15 protein-coding genes are annotated in these 15943 nt (G+C 71.5%); 11 read left to right on the top strand and 4 right to left on the bottom strand.

Translation table 11 applies throughout. From position 1 onward, the window contains the following. Positions 1-2 precede the first annotated feature (2 nt). A complete protein-coding gene (locus tag AAFN69_RS23970) occupies positions 3-749 on the bottom strand; it encodes a hypothetical protein (protein WP_347730768.1) in 747 nt (248 codons plus the stop codon). Between the two features lie 118 nt (positions 750-867). Between AAFN69_RS23970 and AAFN69_RS23965 the strand changes: the two genes are divergently transcribed. Next, on the top strand, positions 868-1974 hold the full coding sequence (locus tag AAFN69_RS23965; RefSeq protein WP_347730767.1) for a hypothetical protein: 1107 nt from the start codon (positions 868-870) through the stop codon (positions 1972-1974). A 612-nt stretch (positions 1975-2586) separates the two neighbouring features. Here the strand turns inward: AAFN69_RS23965 and AAFN69_RS23960 are convergent. Then, a complete protein-coding gene (locus AAFN69_RS23960; RefSeq protein WP_347730766.1) occupies positions 2587-3201 on the bottom strand; it encodes a helix-turn-helix domain-containing protein in 615 nt (204 codons plus the stop codon). Positions 3202-3355: 154 nt separating this feature from the next. Between AAFN69_RS23960 and AAFN69_RS23955 the strand changes: the two genes are divergently transcribed. From AAFN69_RS23955 to AAFN69_RS23940, 4 genes are all read left to right on the top strand, one after another. Next, positions 3356-4603 carry an IS110 family transposase gene (locus AAFN69_RS23955; RefSeq protein ID WP_347730765.1) on the top strand — a complete coding sequence of 416 codons (1248 nt, stop codon included), beginning with the start codon at positions 3356-3358 and terminating at the stop codon, positions 4601-4603. A 1175-nt stretch (positions 4604-5778) separates the two neighbouring features. Next, entirely contained in the window at positions 5779-6000 is a 222-nt protein-coding gene (locus AAFN69_RS23950; RefSeq protein ID WP_347730764.1) for a hypothetical protein, read from the top strand. Between the two features lie 378 nt (positions 6001-6378). Beyond that, positions 6379-6984, top strand: a complete 606-nt coding sequence (locus AAFN69_RS23945; RefSeq protein WP_347730763.1) for a hypothetical protein — start codon at positions 6379-6381, stop codon at positions 6982-6984. Positions 6985-7010: 26 nt separating this feature from the next. Further along, positions 7011-7508: a hypothetical protein gene (locus AAFN69_RS23940; RefSeq protein ID WP_347730762.1), complete on the top strand. Its 498-nt coding sequence runs from the start codon at positions 7011-7013 to the stop codon at positions 7506-7508. A 103-nt stretch (positions 7509-7611) separates the two neighbouring features. Here AAFN69_RS23940 and AAFN69_RS23935 read toward each other — a convergent pair whose 3' ends face one another. Then, positions 7612-7815 carry a cold-shock protein gene (locus AAFN69_RS23935; protein WP_347730761.1) on the bottom strand — a complete coding sequence of 68 codons (204 nt, stop codon included), beginning with the start codon at positions 7813-7815 and terminating at the stop codon, positions 7612-7614. Between the two features lie 975 nt (positions 7816-8790). Here AAFN69_RS23935 and AAFN69_RS23930 point away from each other — a divergent pair. Then, complete coding sequence (locus AAFN69_RS23930; RefSeq protein WP_347730760.1) at positions 8791-9069, top strand: hypothetical protein; 279 nt, start codon at positions 8791-8793, stop codon at positions 9067-9069. A 98-nt stretch (positions 9070-9167) separates the two neighbouring features. Here AAFN69_RS23930 and AAFN69_RS23925 read toward each other — a convergent pair whose 3' ends face one another. Beyond that, on the bottom strand, positions 9168-10529 hold the full coding sequence (locus AAFN69_RS23925) for a transcriptional regulator (RefSeq protein ID WP_347730759.1): 1362 nt from the start codon (positions 10527-10529) through the stop codon (positions 9168-9170). A 305-nt stretch (positions 10530-10834) separates the two neighbouring features. Between AAFN69_RS23925 and AAFN69_RS23920 the strand changes: the two genes are divergently transcribed. The 5 genes from AAFN69_RS23920 (at position 10835) to AAFN69_RS23900 (ending at position 15629) form a co-directional block, all read left to right on the top strand. Next, a complete protein-coding gene (locus tag AAFN69_RS23920) occupies positions 10835-10957 on the top strand; it encodes a hypothetical protein (RefSeq protein WP_347730758.1) in 123 nt (40 codons plus the stop codon). 80 nt (positions 10958-11037) lie between these two features. Further along, complete coding sequence (locus AAFN69_RS23915) at positions 11038-12792, top strand: asparagine synthase-related protein (protein ID WP_347730757.1); 1755 nt, start codon at positions 11038-11040, stop codon at positions 12790-12792. 47 nt (positions 12793-12839) lie between these two features. After that, positions 12840-13100, top strand: a complete 261-nt coding sequence (locus AAFN69_RS23910) for a hypothetical protein (protein WP_347730756.1) — start codon at positions 12840-12842, stop codon at positions 13098-13100. Further along, on the top strand, positions 13088-13513 hold the full coding sequence (locus tag AAFN69_RS23905; protein ID WP_347730755.1) for a lasso peptide biosynthesis B2 protein: 426 nt from the start codon (positions 13088-13090) through the stop codon (positions 13511-13513). Before AAFN69_RS23910 ends, AAFN69_RS23905 begins: the two co-directional genes overlap by 13 nt. A 157-nt stretch (positions 13514-13670) precedes the next feature. Next, positions 13671-15629: an ATP-binding cassette domain-containing protein gene (locus tag AAFN69_RS23900; protein ID WP_347730754.1), complete on the top strand. Its 1959-nt coding sequence runs from the start codon at positions 13671-13673 to the stop codon at positions 15627-15629. Positions 15630-15943: the final 314 nt, after the last annotated feature.

Genomic DNA, 15943 nt, shown 5'->3' with positions numbered 1-15943 from the left:
CCTCAGTTCGGGCTCTGGCGGGAGAGGTGTTCTGCGAGCTTCCTCCGGCTGTCGGCGACCTCGGGGAAGATCGGCTCCCAGTTGTCGCCGTCGAGGTTGAGCCCGCGGTTCTCGATCTCCAGGTCGGAGGGCAGGACACTGCCGGTGACCAGGACGGTGCCGCTCCGGTCCCAGTCGTCGGCCCCGGGAGACGTCTCGGCCGGAACGCCCCGGTCGCGCAGCCACTGGGCGATCTCGGGGAGCTGGGCGATGGGCCGTTGCGTGGAGATGTGCACAGAGTGGCCCGCGTCGAGGAGTGCGCGCAGGGCCTCCGGGGCGCCGTCGACCGCCTCCTGAAGGAGGCCGTTCTGCCACCCCTTTCGGTCGTGGACGACGCCGTCGTAGCGGGAGAGGATCCTGCGGCGGCCATTGCAGTGGGCAGCGAGCCGGCCCAGGGTCCGGGCCCAGTCGCCCTGGTAGAGGACGACACCGCGGCCGATGCGTACGTCGCCCTGCACGACGGAGTCTGTGACAAGGAGCGGGGCAGCGGGCTCGTTCCAGAACTGCCGGTCGTCAGCGGCGTCGGACTGGGCGTCGATGCCGTGGCTGGCCAGGAGGCTGAGCACTTCGGCGGTGTCCCGGCGGGGCGTGAGCATGTGGACCGCATGGTCCGGGGACGCGTGCAGGCGCTGGATCGCGTCCAGTGCGACACGGCGGTCGCCCGCGGCAAGCAGCGTGTTGGCGCGGATGCCGACCGTCAGGGGGCGCATGTCCTCAACTCCTCTTCATCTGAAGGATTTTGACGGAACACCACAATGTTAGCACCCCTGCAAATCACATGTGCAGTGGTGCTAATCTCTGCGTGTTCAGTGTTGACGGGAGGCCGGAATGGCGGCGGAGCGGGACAGAGTGAAGGCCGCGGCGGACTGGGCTCAGGCGGCCCAGCGAGCCGACGAAGCCAGCGGCCACGCCCTGGCGATGACGAGGGCGCGCGCGGTGGCGGACCTCGTGGAGGCGGCGGGCAGCGCAAAGGAGGCCGCCAGGCTCCTGGGCAGGCAGCCGCCAATCGTGTCCCGGCTGGTCACGAAGGCCCTCGCGGTGGGCGAAGGACAGGCCACCCCGACCGGCGTACTCGTCCGGGGCCTGGGGAAGGACCAGGTTCACGCCGCGGTGCGCTCGCACGACATCCCGGCCATCGCCGGCCTCACCCACACCCGCTCCATGCGATCCCTGTGGTCGGCCGCTGTGAGACGGGTCAGCGCGCGTTCCCCGGACGCCGGGAGACTGAGCCCGTTTCAGCCGTCGCCGGCGGAGTGGGGCGTCCGCCTCCAGCCGGTGATCGCGGCCCGAGCCGCTGAAGACCTCCCGTTGCGCGTACTGGAGACCGGCCTGTGGGCGCACCGCGACCGTCCCTGGCAACAGGCGAGTCCCGCCCGTCTGCTCTTTCCCGAGAGCGTCAGGGAACTCCGGGCCGCCGCCCTGCTGGAGTGCGTCTTCGAGCCCGCCGCCCTGGACCCCAGCACCTGGGGGAGCTCCGGCACCCCCGTGGTCCCGCCATGGCTCGCGGCGCGCACCCAGTGGCAACTGGACACGCTCGGACTCCCCCTGGCATATGTCGCCGTGCTGAGTCAGGGGCACGACTGGCGGCTCTACCGCCTCCCTTTTGAACCTGAACAGGCCGGCGCCCTCCGGCTCGCCGCAGAGGACTTCCTGAACGCCGTCGCACGAGTGGAGCCGCCTGCTGAGCACGATCGCGGCTTCACCGCGAAGGACCTGGCCACTGTCACCGCTGAGGCGGAACGCCTGGCGCACCTGGGCGCCGAGGCCGAGAGGACAGCGGAGGCGAACGAGGATTTCGGACAGCGGGAAGTGCGCCTCGGCCAGCAGATCCTGGAGGACATCGCCCACGCCGCCCGCCGCGGCAGCTACGAGCTGAGCCAAGTCCTCGGCCATCACCATCTGGCGAACGTCGACTTCCTGCTCCGCCCCTCATAGGGAGCAGGAGGGCCGTCGACGACAGGGAGCACGTAGCGGGTGAAGTTCCGATCCGGTCGCGGGCTCGGCAGACCGGGACTCCGGGCGGGCGAAGCCCCGGGCCCGCGGGCGGCGGCGCCGAAGTGCTCCACGCGTTGCCGCCCGCGCGCTCATGGATCAGCCGCAGCGCGATCCGCCCTCTCGGTCAGCCGGTCGCCTGCAGCCGTCCCGGAACGCCTTTCCTGCCGGGCACCGTCGAGATAGCGCGGGAACAGCTGGCCGGAGAGTTCTTCTCCGCCGTGGCGGGGCGGCGCGGAGCCGGACCGCGGACACCGGCTCCGCGCGGGCACCGTGAACCCCATTCCGGGCGAGGTGGAGACACGTCGGAATGATGCTGTTCGGAGAAGGGCTCCGCGCTGACAGGCCAGGGTGCGGATCCGCAGCCGTCCGGACCGGATCGGCTTCAGCCGCCGCGGATGCCCCCGACGCCGGCATCGCGGTGCGCACGGCGTTGTTGCACGACGGCGCGCGGGCGGCGAGTCTCATCGCGTCGGGATGTCCGGGAGGCTCCGTGAACAGCAGCGCTGTGGTCAGCCGTTGCGCGGTGGGCTGAGGCATGCCACAGCGTGTCCTTCACTCCATGCGGTTTTCGTGGGAGGTAGCCCACCACACTCCGAGCGCGAATGCCTCCCCCGGGGGGATGTCGAGCGCCTCGTAGACGGAGGCGAGCCGCTTGCCCACGGTGCGGGTGGCGATCTCCAGTTCCTCGGCGATCTCGGCGTGAGACTTCCCCGTGGCCCAGAGCCGGAGGACCGCCCGGGTTTTGGGCGTCGTGACCGGCCGGCCCGGCTCAGCGGGCTCCCGGTCTCGCGGATAGGCCCCGGGCGGGAGACCTTCTTCTACCGCTTCGCCGAGTACCTTGTGCAGCTCGGCGGGCCACAGGCTTCGCTGCAGTGCGGCCTCCATCAGGAGGAGGGTCCGGAAGTCGGGCATGCCCTCCCCGCGGAGGATCCGCCCGACGGACGTGTGGCTCAGGTCGCCCCGCTCGGCGAGCCCCCGGTCGGTGAGCCCTGCCTCGGTCAGTGCCGCGTGAAGGCTGCGGGAGATCTCCAGCGCGATGCGCGCGCTGAGGGGCGCATCGTCTGCGAGGGCACTGTGCGGCCAGGGCTCGGGTCCAGCCCGGTAGTCCGCAGGCGTTTCATTGGGTGCCTCGCGCACGTCCCATCCCAGCATTGTCAGCGAATGCATCGTCAGACCTCGGATTCTCTCGGGTGCTGGGACGAAGTAGCCCCTCGCCCCACCGTTGGTATGGTTCTCGACCGGAACAGTGTATTTACTGTCCGTTAGGTGCTGCATCGGTGAGCACCTGGACTGATTCCGATCGAATCGCAGGGCAGGGATTGTGACGACGGCGACGATGTACGCGGGGATCGACTGGTCCGATGCGTGGCTGGACTGCGCGGTCATCCGGCGGGACGGGACACGGCTCGGCCACACGCGGATCGCCTATGAGGAGACACAGGATCCGGTCGGCGAGTACGTCGACTTCCTGCGCGGGCACAATCGCACGCGGTGGGGCCGCATCCCGACCGCGATCGAGAGCCCCAGCATCCTCTTCGTCGACGAGCTCCTCGCGCGCGGGATGACGGTGATCCACGTGGACCCGACCATCGCCGCCCGCGCCCGCAAGGCGGCGAGCACCGGCGGACAGGAGAAGAAGTCCGACAGGGAAGACGCATTCCTGCTCGCGGACATGATCCGCCAGCACCCGTTCGCCCCTCTGGTCCGCAGCTCTCCGCAGGTCCGCGCGCTCAGAGTCCTTGCGCACGCTCAGAGCGTCGCGGCGCACTCCCGGTCCAGGGCGCTCCTCCGGCTGCGGGCCGTACTGAAGGGGTATCACCCGGCCGCGGTGTCCGCCTGGCCGTCGGCGGGACTCGGCCACCCCCAGGCCCGCGCCGTGCTGGCGATCGCGCCGTCACCGACTGCGGCCTCCCTGCTCAACCGCGAAGAGATCGCCGAGGCTCTGCGCCGGGCCGGCCGCGAAAGAGCGGTCGACGACGAAGCGCACCGGATTCGCCTTCACTTCCGCCGTCCGGTACTGCGCGCTCACCCGGCCGTCGAGGACGCGAAGGCCGTGGAGATGCTCGCACTGCTGGAGGAGGTCAACGGTGCCTGCGACCGGGCTACCCGTCTCGCCCAGCAGTCCGCCGAGGCGTTCCGGGGCCACCCGCACTACCCGTACGTCGTCAGCTTCCCCGGGATCGGCGATTTGCTCGGCGCCCAGATCCTGGGCGAGATCGGTGACATCGAGGGCCGGTTCACGGCACGGGGGCTGTGCGCGTACGCGGGAATGACCCCCGCCACCTGGTCGTCCGGCACCGTGACCCGGACCTCGGTGCGGCGAGCGGTCAACAAGAATCTCCGCCAGGCCCTGACGAACGCCGCGTTCACCTCCCTCAGCCACTCCCCCGGCGCCAACGCCTACTACAGGGCGCGCCGTGAGCGGGGGAGCGCGCACTTCACGAGCCTGCGCGCCGTAGGCGCCCGGATCGCCCGCTGCCTTCACTACTGCCTGCGGCACCAGGTGCTGTACGACGAAATCATGGCCTGGGACCTCGGGAGCCCTGCGCCCTCGCCGGCCCGGTCATGAAGTCCAGCCCGAGACCGAGGGCGGAGGTGCCGGTCGGGCCTGTTCCCGGTCGGTTCCCCCGCCCTCGGCCAAGGGCGGGAACCAGGACGGACGGCGTGGGGACTCCCATCACATCTCCCGGGCCAACGAGCCCTGCCGCGGGAATAGGCGCTCCGCGCCGTCCGTCCCTCCCTGCGACCGGCACGGCAATCGTGCGGGAAGCCCGCCAGCCGCGCTCGACACTCAACAACAAGGGCCAGTAGTTACCCTTTCTGGTAGAGTTCTCTACCAGGGAGCAGGGCTCACACCTTCTCTCCCGCCCGGGCAGGACCCGCCCCGTGAACCCGAATGATCGGGTTTCGTCCCCGCAACAGCGGGGGTGCCCCATTCTGTTCTCCGCACTGCTCCACCGGAACAGAATTCCTCCCCGCGCCAGCGGGGTATCGAACCGGGTCCTGCCCGGCCCCGTGCCCAGAGCCGGGCAGACCGACGCCAGTCGATCCGTCACCGCAGGCCGAGCCGAGTCTGCAACGTGCCTCGGTCCCATTCACGGTCAACGGCCTGCCAGGGAAACGCGGTCCGTGACCACGTGCGGCACCGACGCCCTCACCATCAGGGCCGACCACGGCAGGAACCAGCCGCTCCCTTCACGCTACCGGCAGCCGTCTCCGGTGAACACCGCTGACGCCGAGGCCGTCAGCGACTCAGGGAGTCCATCACACGGAAGCGTACGGATCCCCGACGCCCCTCCCCGGCTGCGCACGGCCGACCCCGCCACCGCGGCAACGCTCGCCAGCTCCTCCACCGATCCCCGGTCAAGGCGCCCGCGACTCGCAGGCCGCGGCCTTCGGCCACCACCAGGGCCCATCAACGGCGTGAGCCGCCCGGTGCGGAGCCACGATGCCACCAGGCTGGCGACCATCACGTACAGCGGAGGCAGCAGCGGGACCCCGCCCGCCCTTCTGTCGGCACTGAGCGGGGACCGCTCCCCTGCCGTCACCGTTCCCGGCCTCAGCCAACCGTCCTCTCTGCAGTGGAGCCGGGCCAGCGAACTCCGCGCGACGCGCGTTCTGACCAGTCACACCAGCCCCGTACGCCCCACTTTTGCCCACTTGTTGATTCCCGTGGTCACTTTTCTCAGATCCGGCCCTCAGCGACGGACCGGAATGCCGGTCCACTGACGCGGAGGACAGGATATGACTGAGCACGAGCAAGCGATCACATCTGAGCCGGGCACGCTGCTGCATCCAGATCTGGAGGCCGCGCTGGCCCTTGGGATGCTGGCACGCACCGTCGAGACCGACGGCACCCCCGAAGACGTGAGGCGGCTCGCGGAGGGGCTGATGCGGGGCATCGCCGACCGGCTCCAGAAGCAGCTGGCGGCTGAGGCCGAGAACGGTCCCGCTTCCACAAACTGACTGCGTCGCCTTCCTCCCTCGGGGGACTACGACGGTGAGCCGGACTCGCGGCCGGGTCCGCCTCCGTGGCTTCACTCTTCGGCGGGCGGGGGCGCACGGCGTGCCGGGGCCAGTCGGAGCCAGTCGGGGGCGGGGCGCCGGCGGTGTGCTTCCGTGCCCGGGGTCCCGCCCGGCTCGGCTGGCAGCCCGCGCCCGGGAACGGTATCCGTCGTACGGGTGACCCCCTTGACGCCGCGGTGACGCCCGTTGCGCTCTTACGCCTGGTGAGAGCCAGTCCAACCCTCGCAGTGTCCGTCGGGCGCTCCTCCCGGCGCCAGGGTGGAGCCCTACCGTTGCCAGCCGAAGACCTCTTCGGAGGTGTGGACGCGAAGGGGTGCGGTGGCGGGCGAGAAGAAACCGGCGGCGCGGCGGCAAGGGTTCACCCGGGCGGGCCAGGCACTGGTGACGGCGGCGGTCACGCTGCTCGCGCTCGGCCACCCACCCCCGGCCGCCGCGGCGGGGCCGGCCGCATGCGTCGGCGGGGAACGGGACTCCCGGGGCCGGTCCTCCGTGGACGCGGGCGAGATCGCCTGGGAGGACGAGACGAAGTACGACGACGCGCGCCGCTGGGCCCTGAAGGCATGGACCGGCCGCGGCATGCGGATCCGTCTCCCCGCCGACGACAGCACGCGGATCGCGGACCTGGAGTTCACTGACGTCCGGCGTACGGACGGCCGGTGGAACAACACGGGCGGAGCGTGGATCGGCTTGCCCGGCACGGACACCCTGGCGCTGAACTCCGCATACGTCGGTAAGGGCAAACGTCTCGGAAACACTTCGGCCCGCCGCCGGATCGCCAGCCATGAGCTCGGACACGCCCTCGGCTTCTGCCACAAGGACCCGGCCCGATACCCCACTCTGATGGCGCGCCGCCTGGCCGAAGGCCCCGCGAATGGCAAGCCGACCAGCCGGGACCGCCGCAATTACACCGCACTCTGGGGATGATCATGCTTCGTCTTCGTACCGTAACCGTGGCTCTCGCGGGTACCGCCGTCTTCGCCGCCCTGGCCTGGGCCACTCACCATCAGCTGACCACCACACCCGCGCCCGGGGCCGCCGTCGAGGCCATGGTGCTGCACGATCCGTCCGATGACGCGGAGGTCGCCGCCGCCGCGACTGCGGTCTGGCACGGCACCGTCCTGCGGCGGACCGGCGACCGTACGATCGCCGGGATTCCCTCCGTACGGTACGAGGTGGAGGTGGGCCGCGTGTTCAAGGGCGAGGGAATGGCCGGCACCGTGACGGTCACCCTCACCCCCGACGACCGCCCCCTGCGGGACGGTGCCCGCTACATCTTCCCGACCGTGCCGTGGGAGGACATCGCCCGCGACGGGCATGCCGTACTCGCCGAGGTCCAGCCCCGCCCGGCCGGCGACCTCACCGCCTCCGCCGGGGCAGCGGGTGGCACCGTCGCCGAGCACTGGACTCGCCTCACCTCCGCAGAAGGCGGCTCGGCGTCCGGAGCCTGACCGCCTCCTGAACGCACCGCAGGGACGGCCGGATCGCGCGACATGAAGCAAGGCGGTGCCCCGCACCCGATGTCGCGTGGGTACGGGGCACCGGTGCACCGGGTCAGGCGGGGATGACGTTCTCCGCCTGGGGGCCCTTCGGGCCCTGCGTCACGTCATAGGTGACCTTCTGGTTCTCCTCGAGGGAACGGAACCCGGAAGTGTTGATCGCGGAGTAGTGGACGAAGACGTCCGGGCCACCGCCGTCCTGCTGGATGAAGCCGAAGCCCTTCTCCGCGTTGAACCACTTCACGCTGCCAGTTGCCATGATGTTTCCCTTTGCCAGGGTCGCGGGCCGCCCTCTTGTCCAGCAGCCCTCGGGGGAGGTGATCGCCCTGGTCCTCAGGCACTGCACAGCACAACGCCCACGGTGCGAACCGCGGGCGCGAGGCTTCGGAGCCACGACTACTACTACGGAAAGTTATCCGATCCGGTGCGGGCTGGCTACGGCATGCCACGGAGCGACGCTCCCTCCGGGCGCGGCACTGCGCGCCTCACCCGGACCTCGTCTCGTACGGCGGCCGAGCCTGCGGTGAGCCGTCGGCGCGAGAGAGCGAACCGTCCAGAGAGTGGTGTCAGCGCTCCCGCCCTTCCTGCGGTCGGTAGAAGCTGCTGGTAGAGGCCGCCATCTTCGTTGAGGAGGCGTGCGTAGGTACCGGTTCCCGGTACCGGACTGGATGACGCGACAGTCGTCGAGAAGAAGATGCGGTCAGCGGCGCGTTGCGGGCGAGGCGGTGGGTGATGAAGATGGCGGTCCGGCCTGCCGCGAGGTCTCGCAGGCGGGTGACGGTGATGCGTTGCCACGGTGCTGGCCGGCTTACCGGGCATCCTCGTTGACGGCCTGGTCGCCTGCAGGGCGGGGTTGGCCGAGGGCGATGTTCTTCCGGGCCGCGAGCTGTCAGCGGGTGCAGCCCTGGGGCGACGACGCTCGTGGTCGGCGCTGACCGACCACGACGGGCAGCGCACCAGTGCGTTCGGTGTCCTGGAATCCGCCACCGGTACCGGGATCGGTTTCGGTCCCGTGTCCGTGCCTTGTGCACATTCCCTGGCCCCGGACCGCGGCCCTAAAAGGCGCGCTGGGACCGCGGGCCCCGGACCTGTGGCAGCCCTACGGATCCGTCGCGCCGCCATCGTCTTCCCCGGCCGGCCCCGCACCGAGGAGGATCGTCGGCCGACGTGCCGTTCCGCCTCCGGACCGCAGGCACCACCGATACCGCCAGGTTGTCCCGAGGACCGGCGCACGGTGGGTCTGCACGAGGTCGCGCACGCCCACCAGGACGGCACCGTCGGCCTGAAAGAACACGGCCGCGAGCACCTGCGCGCGGTCCTGACCTGCTTAGCCCTGTATGGCGGCACTGTTCATCTGGCCACCGTCCCCCTTGACGGCGCTACTGTTCCCGTGGCGACCGAATCCCTCTACCGGGTCCACTACGACTGGCGCTGCGAGCTGGTCGAGGACGCCGAGCAGCGTCAGATCCGCAGGCTCAACCGCATGATCGCCACACGGGCTGGCGAGGGCTGACGCCACCGCGCAGCTGCACCTCGCCCCCGGCGCGCCCGGCAAGGCCGGTGGCTCGCGTGCGTCCGGGCATTTGCCCCTGGCTCTCGCGGAGCGGCAGGTCAGGCGGAGAGTTGAAGGAAGTCGGCCACGGCGGGGATGTGCTGGTGGGGGTTGAGGTGGTCGCGTACCTGGTGGAGGGCGGCGGTGCTGCGTGCGGAGTCGATGCCGTCGATGGTGGTGAGGATCTGGTGGCCGGTGTCGAGGGCGGCGTCGATGTCGCCGAGGGCGATGTGGGCTTCGGTCCGGCGGCCCTGGTAGATGACGGTTCCGCGTAGTTCGCGCTCCAGGTCGTAGGGGTCGTGGTGGGTGAAGGCCGCATCGAAGTGGGTGAGGGCCTTCTTGGGGGTTTTGAGGGTGAGGGCGGTGCTGGCGGCGACCTGGTGAAGTTCGCCGTGGGTGATCCAGTAGAGGGAGGAGATGTCGGCTTCGGGGGTGTCGGCGTGGGCGTAGGCGGTGAAGGCGGCGTCGATCTGCTGCCAGGCGTTGCGGTGGTCTCCGGCGGTGGAGTGGGCGCGGGCGGCGCGGGCGTGGAGGAGGGCGAGGGCGCGGGGTGAGTGGATGGTGTGGCGGGTGGCGAGGGCGCCGTCGATGAGGTGGAGGGCGCCTTGTGGGTCGCCGGTGCTGTAGCGGAGGTTGCTCCAGAAGGCGAGGGTAATGGCGCCGCGGGTGGTGTCGCCGGCGGAGGCTGTGGCTCTGAGGGAGGTGATGAAGTGGCGTTCGGCAGTGTGGTGGTGGCCGGTGTCGTAGGCGCACCATCCGGCGATGCGGGCGGCTTCGGCGGCGGCGGAGAAGAGCCGGCGGCCGATGTTTTCGGTGTAGTAGGCGTGGTTGAGGAGGTCGGTGATGAGGCGGATCTCGACGAGGGCGGCGTCGTAGACGTGGTGGGCGCCGACTTCGTCGTCGAGACGCCGCAGGGCGTTGAGGCGGGTGTCGAAGAGGTTGGCGGCTTCGTGGCCGACGCGTCTGTGGCGGCCGGTTGTGGCGAGGGCTGGTTCGGCGGTGGTCCATTGGGCGACGGCCGCGGCCAGGGTGCTGGACGAGGCGATCAGAAAGCCGCGACGGTCCACAGGACCTCCCACTTCCGTCAGTAAGGTGACCGTACCCGCGGCGGTCCAGGGTGATTCCAGATATGGCCGGTCGTCGTCGAGGGCGAGGCGGAGGAAATCCGGCCAGCCGTAGCGGTGGACGTCGGCCGGGCGGATGTGGTGCAGGCTGGCGATGGCGAGCAGGGTGGTGCGGTCGGGGGTGACGCCGTCGCGGGTCCAGCGGGTGGCTTTCTCCCGGCGGCAGGCCATGGTGCCGAAGCCGAGGGCGCGGTGGCGTTCGGCGACCTTGTGGAGGTAGGCGCCGGCGGTCAGGCCGCTGCGGGCGATCAGCAGGGCGAGCGGGTGATGATGCGCGGTGGTGGTGAGCACGGGCACATGGCCTCCCCTGAGCCGGTTCCCCCGCCGGACCCCTCCCTCCTACCCTGCGGCGCGACCGGTTGAGAAGACCGCCTCGCGCCGGAGGCAACACGAAGCAACAGCGGGGCAACGCAGAGCAACAGCCGGTGTCTTCCCGGCGGTGGGGCGTTTCGGGGACGGTGAGGTCACGCCGCGTTCCGTGCCCCGGCAAGGGGCCGGAGCACGATCGGGGCGCGGTGCACCGAATCTGTATGTGATCACCGTTTGGAGGAAGTGCCATGTCCGCAGGTCTTTCTGTGCAGTCGGGCGAGCCTGAAATGGCTGTGCGCGCTGTTCCCGTCTTCGGCCTCCCGGCCGGCTTCAGCGCCGAGGAGTTCACGCTGGGTCAGCAGAACTTCAACGACGCCGACACCGGTGGCACGAACTACTTCGAGAGCTCCAACTGACGCAGCGCGCCGTGTCCGGGCGGGCCGGTTCACCGGCCCGCCCGGGTCTCTTGTCCGCCGTAGTGGAAAGGGTGGGGCATATGCAGGCGGGATGGATCACGGGCGGGGCCGGATGGGGTACGGGTGCCCGGCTGGAGGGCATACCCGGCATCCGCGTCGGGCCGCGATGCCCTGTCGCGGCGTTCTCCGACGAGCGGGTCCGGGTGGCGGTGGCCGATGACGCCGCTGGTGCCGACGGGAATGGTGAGGCGCTGCTGCGGGCGGCGGCTGCGGAACGGTGGGCGGAGCTGGCCGGACTGGCCGGCTCCGGCTGGGTGATCGCCCGGCGTGGCGAGCGCCTCTTCGTGTGCGGGGACTTGGCCGGATCTCATGCGGTGTTCTACGCGGCTCGCGGGGCGGGTGTCGTGTGGTCCACGAGCGCCGGGATACTCGCCGACCGTGTGGGGGCCGGTGTCGATCTCGGGATGATGGCCGCGCAGATGGCCGCGGGGCCGGAGCACTGGCCCGGCCGGACCATGTTCGACGGCATCCGGGAAGTGCCCGGAGGCTATGGGCTGCTCCTGAGCCCGGAGGGGTTCGAGCTGGTAGACGTGCGCGGGCCCCAGACACACCACTCCCTCGTCGAGGGGGCGCCGGAGTTCGGTTCGGCGCTGCGGGAAGCGGTCCGCCGGCGGATGGTCGGGGCCGGTGGGCGGGCGGGGGCGGACGTCTCCGGCGGCCTCGATTCCTCGACGGTGGCGCTCCTCGCCGCCGGGCACGGTGAAGTCCGTGCCGTCACCTATCACGATCCGTACTGCAGCGGTGAGGACCTGGCGTACGCGCGGCGGATCGCCGGCCACATCGGGGTCCCTCTCCATGTCGGTGAAGGCGGTTCCGGTGAGCTGCCGTTCACCTGGTCTGCGGACCAGCCGCGCACGGAGCAGCCGGTCGCGATGAGCCTGGTGACGGCCCAGCAGCGTCTGTATCTGCGGCCGACGGCGGGGCTGCCGGTCCATCTTTCGGGGCATGGGGGTGACGTGGTCCTCGACTCGTGCAGCGCGGGATTCGCGGCCCTGGTGCAGACGGGGCACCGGCGTGCGGCCCGGCGCGAGGTGACCGCGTGGGCCCGCGGCCGCAACCGCTCCCCCCGCGACGTGTGGCGCACGGTGACGCGGACGGCGGATCTGGGGCACGCCGCCAGTCTGCGGCAGACGGCGGCAGCGGTCCGCCGCGGCGGACCCGGCGTGTTCACGGCGCCGTCGGCGGTGTGGCAGTGGACCCGTACCGCCCCGTTCACCGGGTGGCTCACCCCGGCGGGACGGGACCGGGTGGCCGCCCTGCTGGAGGAAGCCGCGGACACCACGGTCGAGGAGCGGGCCGATGTCGCGGCGCAGTGGAACGGACTGCGGATGGTCGGCGCCGACTGCCGGGACACCCTGCCGCTGGCCGCGGACTGGGGCATCCGGCCGGTCCACCCCTACCTGGACAACCACGTCGTGCGGGCGGCGTTCGCGATCGACCCCCTGGAACGGCGCAGCGTCACCTCGTTCAAACCGCTCCTCGCGGCGGCGATCCCGGAGCTGCCGACGTGGCTGGCCGGCCGCACGTCGAAGGGGTCCTTCACCCGCCAGCTCGTCGCGGGCGCCCACCAGCAGCAGCGGGAACTCGCCGCCCTGATCACCGCTTCCCCGTTCGTCACCGCCGGTCTGGTCGACGACTCCCGTGCCCTGGCCGCCCTCTCCGGTATCACCGGGCGCGGGGCCGGGGCCCTTTACAGCGTGCAGCGCCTGGTGATGGCGAGCCTGTGGCTGGCCGCGCGCGACCGGACGGACACGGGGGCGGTGATCACGTGCTGAGCCCGGCCCCCGGGGTGCACTGGGCCCCGGTGCCGGGGGCTACGGCCGTGCTCAGCCTCCGCACCGGCACCTGGTGGATCCTCGACGGAGCCCTGGCCCGCATCTGGGACGCGGTCACCGCCGGCACCGACCCCGCAAGTCTGGCCGCCGAGCTGACCGTCCCCGGCGGCGATGTCGCGGCCACGCGTGAGGCCGTCGCCTCGGCCGTCGGCCAGCTGCAGGCCGCGGGGCTTCTCGCCGGGGCTCCGCGCGGAGTTCCGCAGGCGCGGCGTGCGGTGTGGTGGAGGTGGCGGGCGTGGCGCGTGTGATCGTGGTGCACGAGCGGCCCGCGTGGCCGTTGCGGTTGTCGGCCGCGTTGACCCTGACAGTGGTGGTCGCCATCCGGGCTCTTCCGCAGGGCCGGCGGGTCCGGGCCCGTGTCGCGCTGGCCCGCACAGCGCGCCGGCTCCCGGCCGCCGACGCGGCGCGGGTGCGGGCGCTGCACGGTGCCGTGGCCGCCTGCCGGCTGTGGTGGTGGCGGGGACAGCTGGACTGCAAGGACCGGGCGGCCGCAACCGTGCTCGCCACCGCCCTCACCGGCCGGTACTGCCGTCTCGTCCACGGCGCCCGCACCTTCCCGTCCGGCTTCCACTCGTGGGTCGAGACCGTGGACGGCACCCCGGTCGGAACGGAGGAGGACAACGGCGGCGACCACCCCTGGACCGCCGTCCACCGCACCTGAACACCCAGCCCAACTCCCCTACCGACCCATGGAATTCACCCGAACGAGTGGATTCACATTTCGTATGTTGACGCCGCAGTGGCGGGAGCAGCAGCAACGCCCCGGGTCGTGGGCAAACGGGTTGAGTCTCCCACCGCGGCCGGACTTCGATGACGCTGTGACCCTCCCAGCACAGCTTCCGTCCCAGCCCCAGCCTCAGACACCGGCCGGCGCCGGCACCACTCCGGGCGCGCCGCCGGTGATGCGCCTCAAAGAGGACACCCATGAGGCCCGGCAGGCGACGCTCACAGCCCGCGCCATCGCCGCCCGGCTGCCGGCCTCCCTCGCCCGCGCCTGGCGCCTGAGCTGGAACACCGACCGGCGCAGCGTCCTGATCCTCCTGGCCGGCACCCTCGCCTGCGGCCTGCTCACCGCGACCGCCCTGCACGCGACCACCAACCTCCTGGCCCACCTCCTCGGCCAGGGCAGCGCGACCGGACGCCTCAAGGACGCCGCCCCCGCCCTCGTAATCGCCGCGACCGCGACCGGGCTGGCCTACCTTGCCGACGCCGGCGTCCGGCTCGCGGCGACCCGGCTCGCCCCCCGGGTACACCGGGAGGCCGACCTCGCGGTCATCGAGGCCTCCACCCGCGCCGAACTCGGCGCCTACCTCGACCAGGAGTTCGACAAATCCCGGTTCGCCGCGACCGAGGGCGCGAAGAAGAGCGGCGAACTCGTCCACGGCGCCCAGGCGTTCATCTCCGCCGCCGCGCAGCTCGCCGCCGCTACCGTCGTCGTGGCCACGCTCAACGCCCTGCTGCTGCCCCTGATGCTCCTGGCCGTCGTCCCGCGGGTGTGGGGCGCGGTACGGGCCGCGCAGATCACCCACGCCACCGCCCACCAGAACCTCGCCGACAGCCGACTGCGCGGAGTGCTCGCCCAGTACGCCACCGACGGCTCCACCGCCCCCGAGGTCCGCGCCTACACCATGGGCGCCTTCCTCCTCGACCAGTACCGCACCACCTCCCACCGGCTGGAGACCGAGCAGTTCGACGGTGCCCGCCGCAGCGCCCTCGTCCAGGGCGCCGGAGACCTTCTCGCCGCCGTCGCCACCGTCACCGTCTGGGCCGGCATCGTGTTCCTCCTGCTGAACGGGGACATGGCCGTGGCAGCCGCCGCGACCACCGTCCTGGCCGTCCGCACCGCCAACACGGCCCTCACCGGCAGCGTCCGCGCCTCCGCCTCCCTGTTCACCACCGGCCTCTACGTCACCGACTGGGCCGGCTTCGTGGACACCGCGCCCGCCTGGGCCATGAACCGCGGAACCCTCCCCGCCCCATCCAACGGGCCGGACGTGATCGAAGCTCGCAACCTCACCTTCACCTACCCCCGCGCCACCACGCCCGCCGTCAACGGCATCGACCTGACCATCCGGCGCGGCGAGGTCATCGCCCTCGTCGGGGAGAACGGGTCCGGCAAGTCCACCCTCGCCCGCCTCCTCACCGGCCTCTACCTCCCCACCCACGGCACCGTCACCTGGGACGGACACCCCACCGCCGACCTTGACCCGAACAGCCTGTGGCAGACCATCGCGCTCGTCCCCCAGGACTACACCCGCTGGTCCTTCACCGCCCGCCAGAACATCACCCTCGGCCAACCCCGGCCCGGCGGCGACCAGGCCGTCCATGAAGCCGCCCGCAACGCGGGTGCCGACTCCATCCTCGCGGCCCTCCCCCATGGCCTGGACACCTCTCTGGCCCGCTCCTGGTGGGGCGGCCACGACCTCTCCGGCGGGCAATGGCAGCGCCTCGCCATCGCCCGCGGCTTCCACAAGGACGCCCCCGTCGTCGTCATGGACGAACCCACCTCCGCCCTCGACGCCCGCGCCGAGAACCAGCTCTTCACCCGCCTGCGCACCCTCGCCGACGGCCGCGCGGCCACCCTCTTCATCACCCACCGCCTCGCCAACGCCGCCGTCGCCGACCGCGTCATCGTCATGCACGCCGGACACATCACGGAGTCCGGTACGTACGACGAGCTCCTCGCCACCGAGGGCTCCCAGTTCGCGGAGATGAAGAATCTTCAAGATCGCCGAGCCGACACGGCCGGCGCTGTCGCAGGGGCCTTGAGCCGGTGAACACCAGCCGGTAACCGCCGCTCGTTGACCATCACCGCGTCCGCGTTTCCCGTGCCTGAGGAACACAGCTGCGCCACCTGTGGTCCACCACTGAAATCATTGGGCGGCGCGGCCCCGGTGGACTCCGGAGCGTGCCTCTAAGAGCGGGTGTGCTGTCAGGACCGGGGTCTTCCACTCTGGCGAGCCCTGGGGAATCAATGTGGTCGGGCGCGGCCCGGCAGTCGCGAAGTGGCCGGTCTGCCGGGCGTGCCGGGGCGGCTTCGGCCGCTCGTGGGCCGTGGGAGACTGCCGGGAATGTACCGGGCGGATGGGCA

The organism is Streptomyces sp. CAU 1734, assembly GCF_039888735.1.
Lineage (GTDB): Bacteria > Actinomycetota > Actinomycetes > Streptomycetales > Streptomycetaceae > Streptomyces.
Note: the sequence above shows the minus strand (reverse complement) of the source record. Positions and strands in the feature narration are given on the sequence as shown.

What these genes read in the sequence shown, in the direction of transcription:
- AAFN69_RS23965 (WP_347730767.1), top strand. Translation starts at nt 868, where the DNA reads ATGGCGGCGGAGCGGGACAGAGTGAAGGCCGCGGCGGACTGGGCTCAG.
- AAFN69_RS23915 (WP_347730757.1), top strand. Translation starts at nt 11,038, where the DNA reads ATGCAGGCGGGATGGATCACGGGCGGGGCCGGATGGGGTACGGGTGCC.
- AAFN69_RS23935 (WP_347730761.1), bottom strand. Translation starts at nt 7,815, where the DNA reads ATGGCAACTGGCAGCGTGAAGTGGTTCAACGCGGAGAAGGGCTTCGGC.
- AAFN69_RS23970 (WP_347730768.1), bottom strand. Translation starts at nt 749, where the DNA reads ATGCGCCCCCTGACGGTCGGCATCCGCGCCAACACGCTGCTTGCCGCG.
- AAFN69_RS23960 (WP_347730766.1), bottom strand. Translation starts at nt 3,201, where the DNA reads ATGCATTCGCTGACAATGCTGGGATGGGACGTGCGCGAGGCACCCAAT.
- AAFN69_RS23950 (WP_347730764.1), top strand. Translation starts at nt 5,779, where the DNA reads ATGACTGAGCACGAGCAAGCGATCACATCTGAGCCGGGCACGCTGCTG.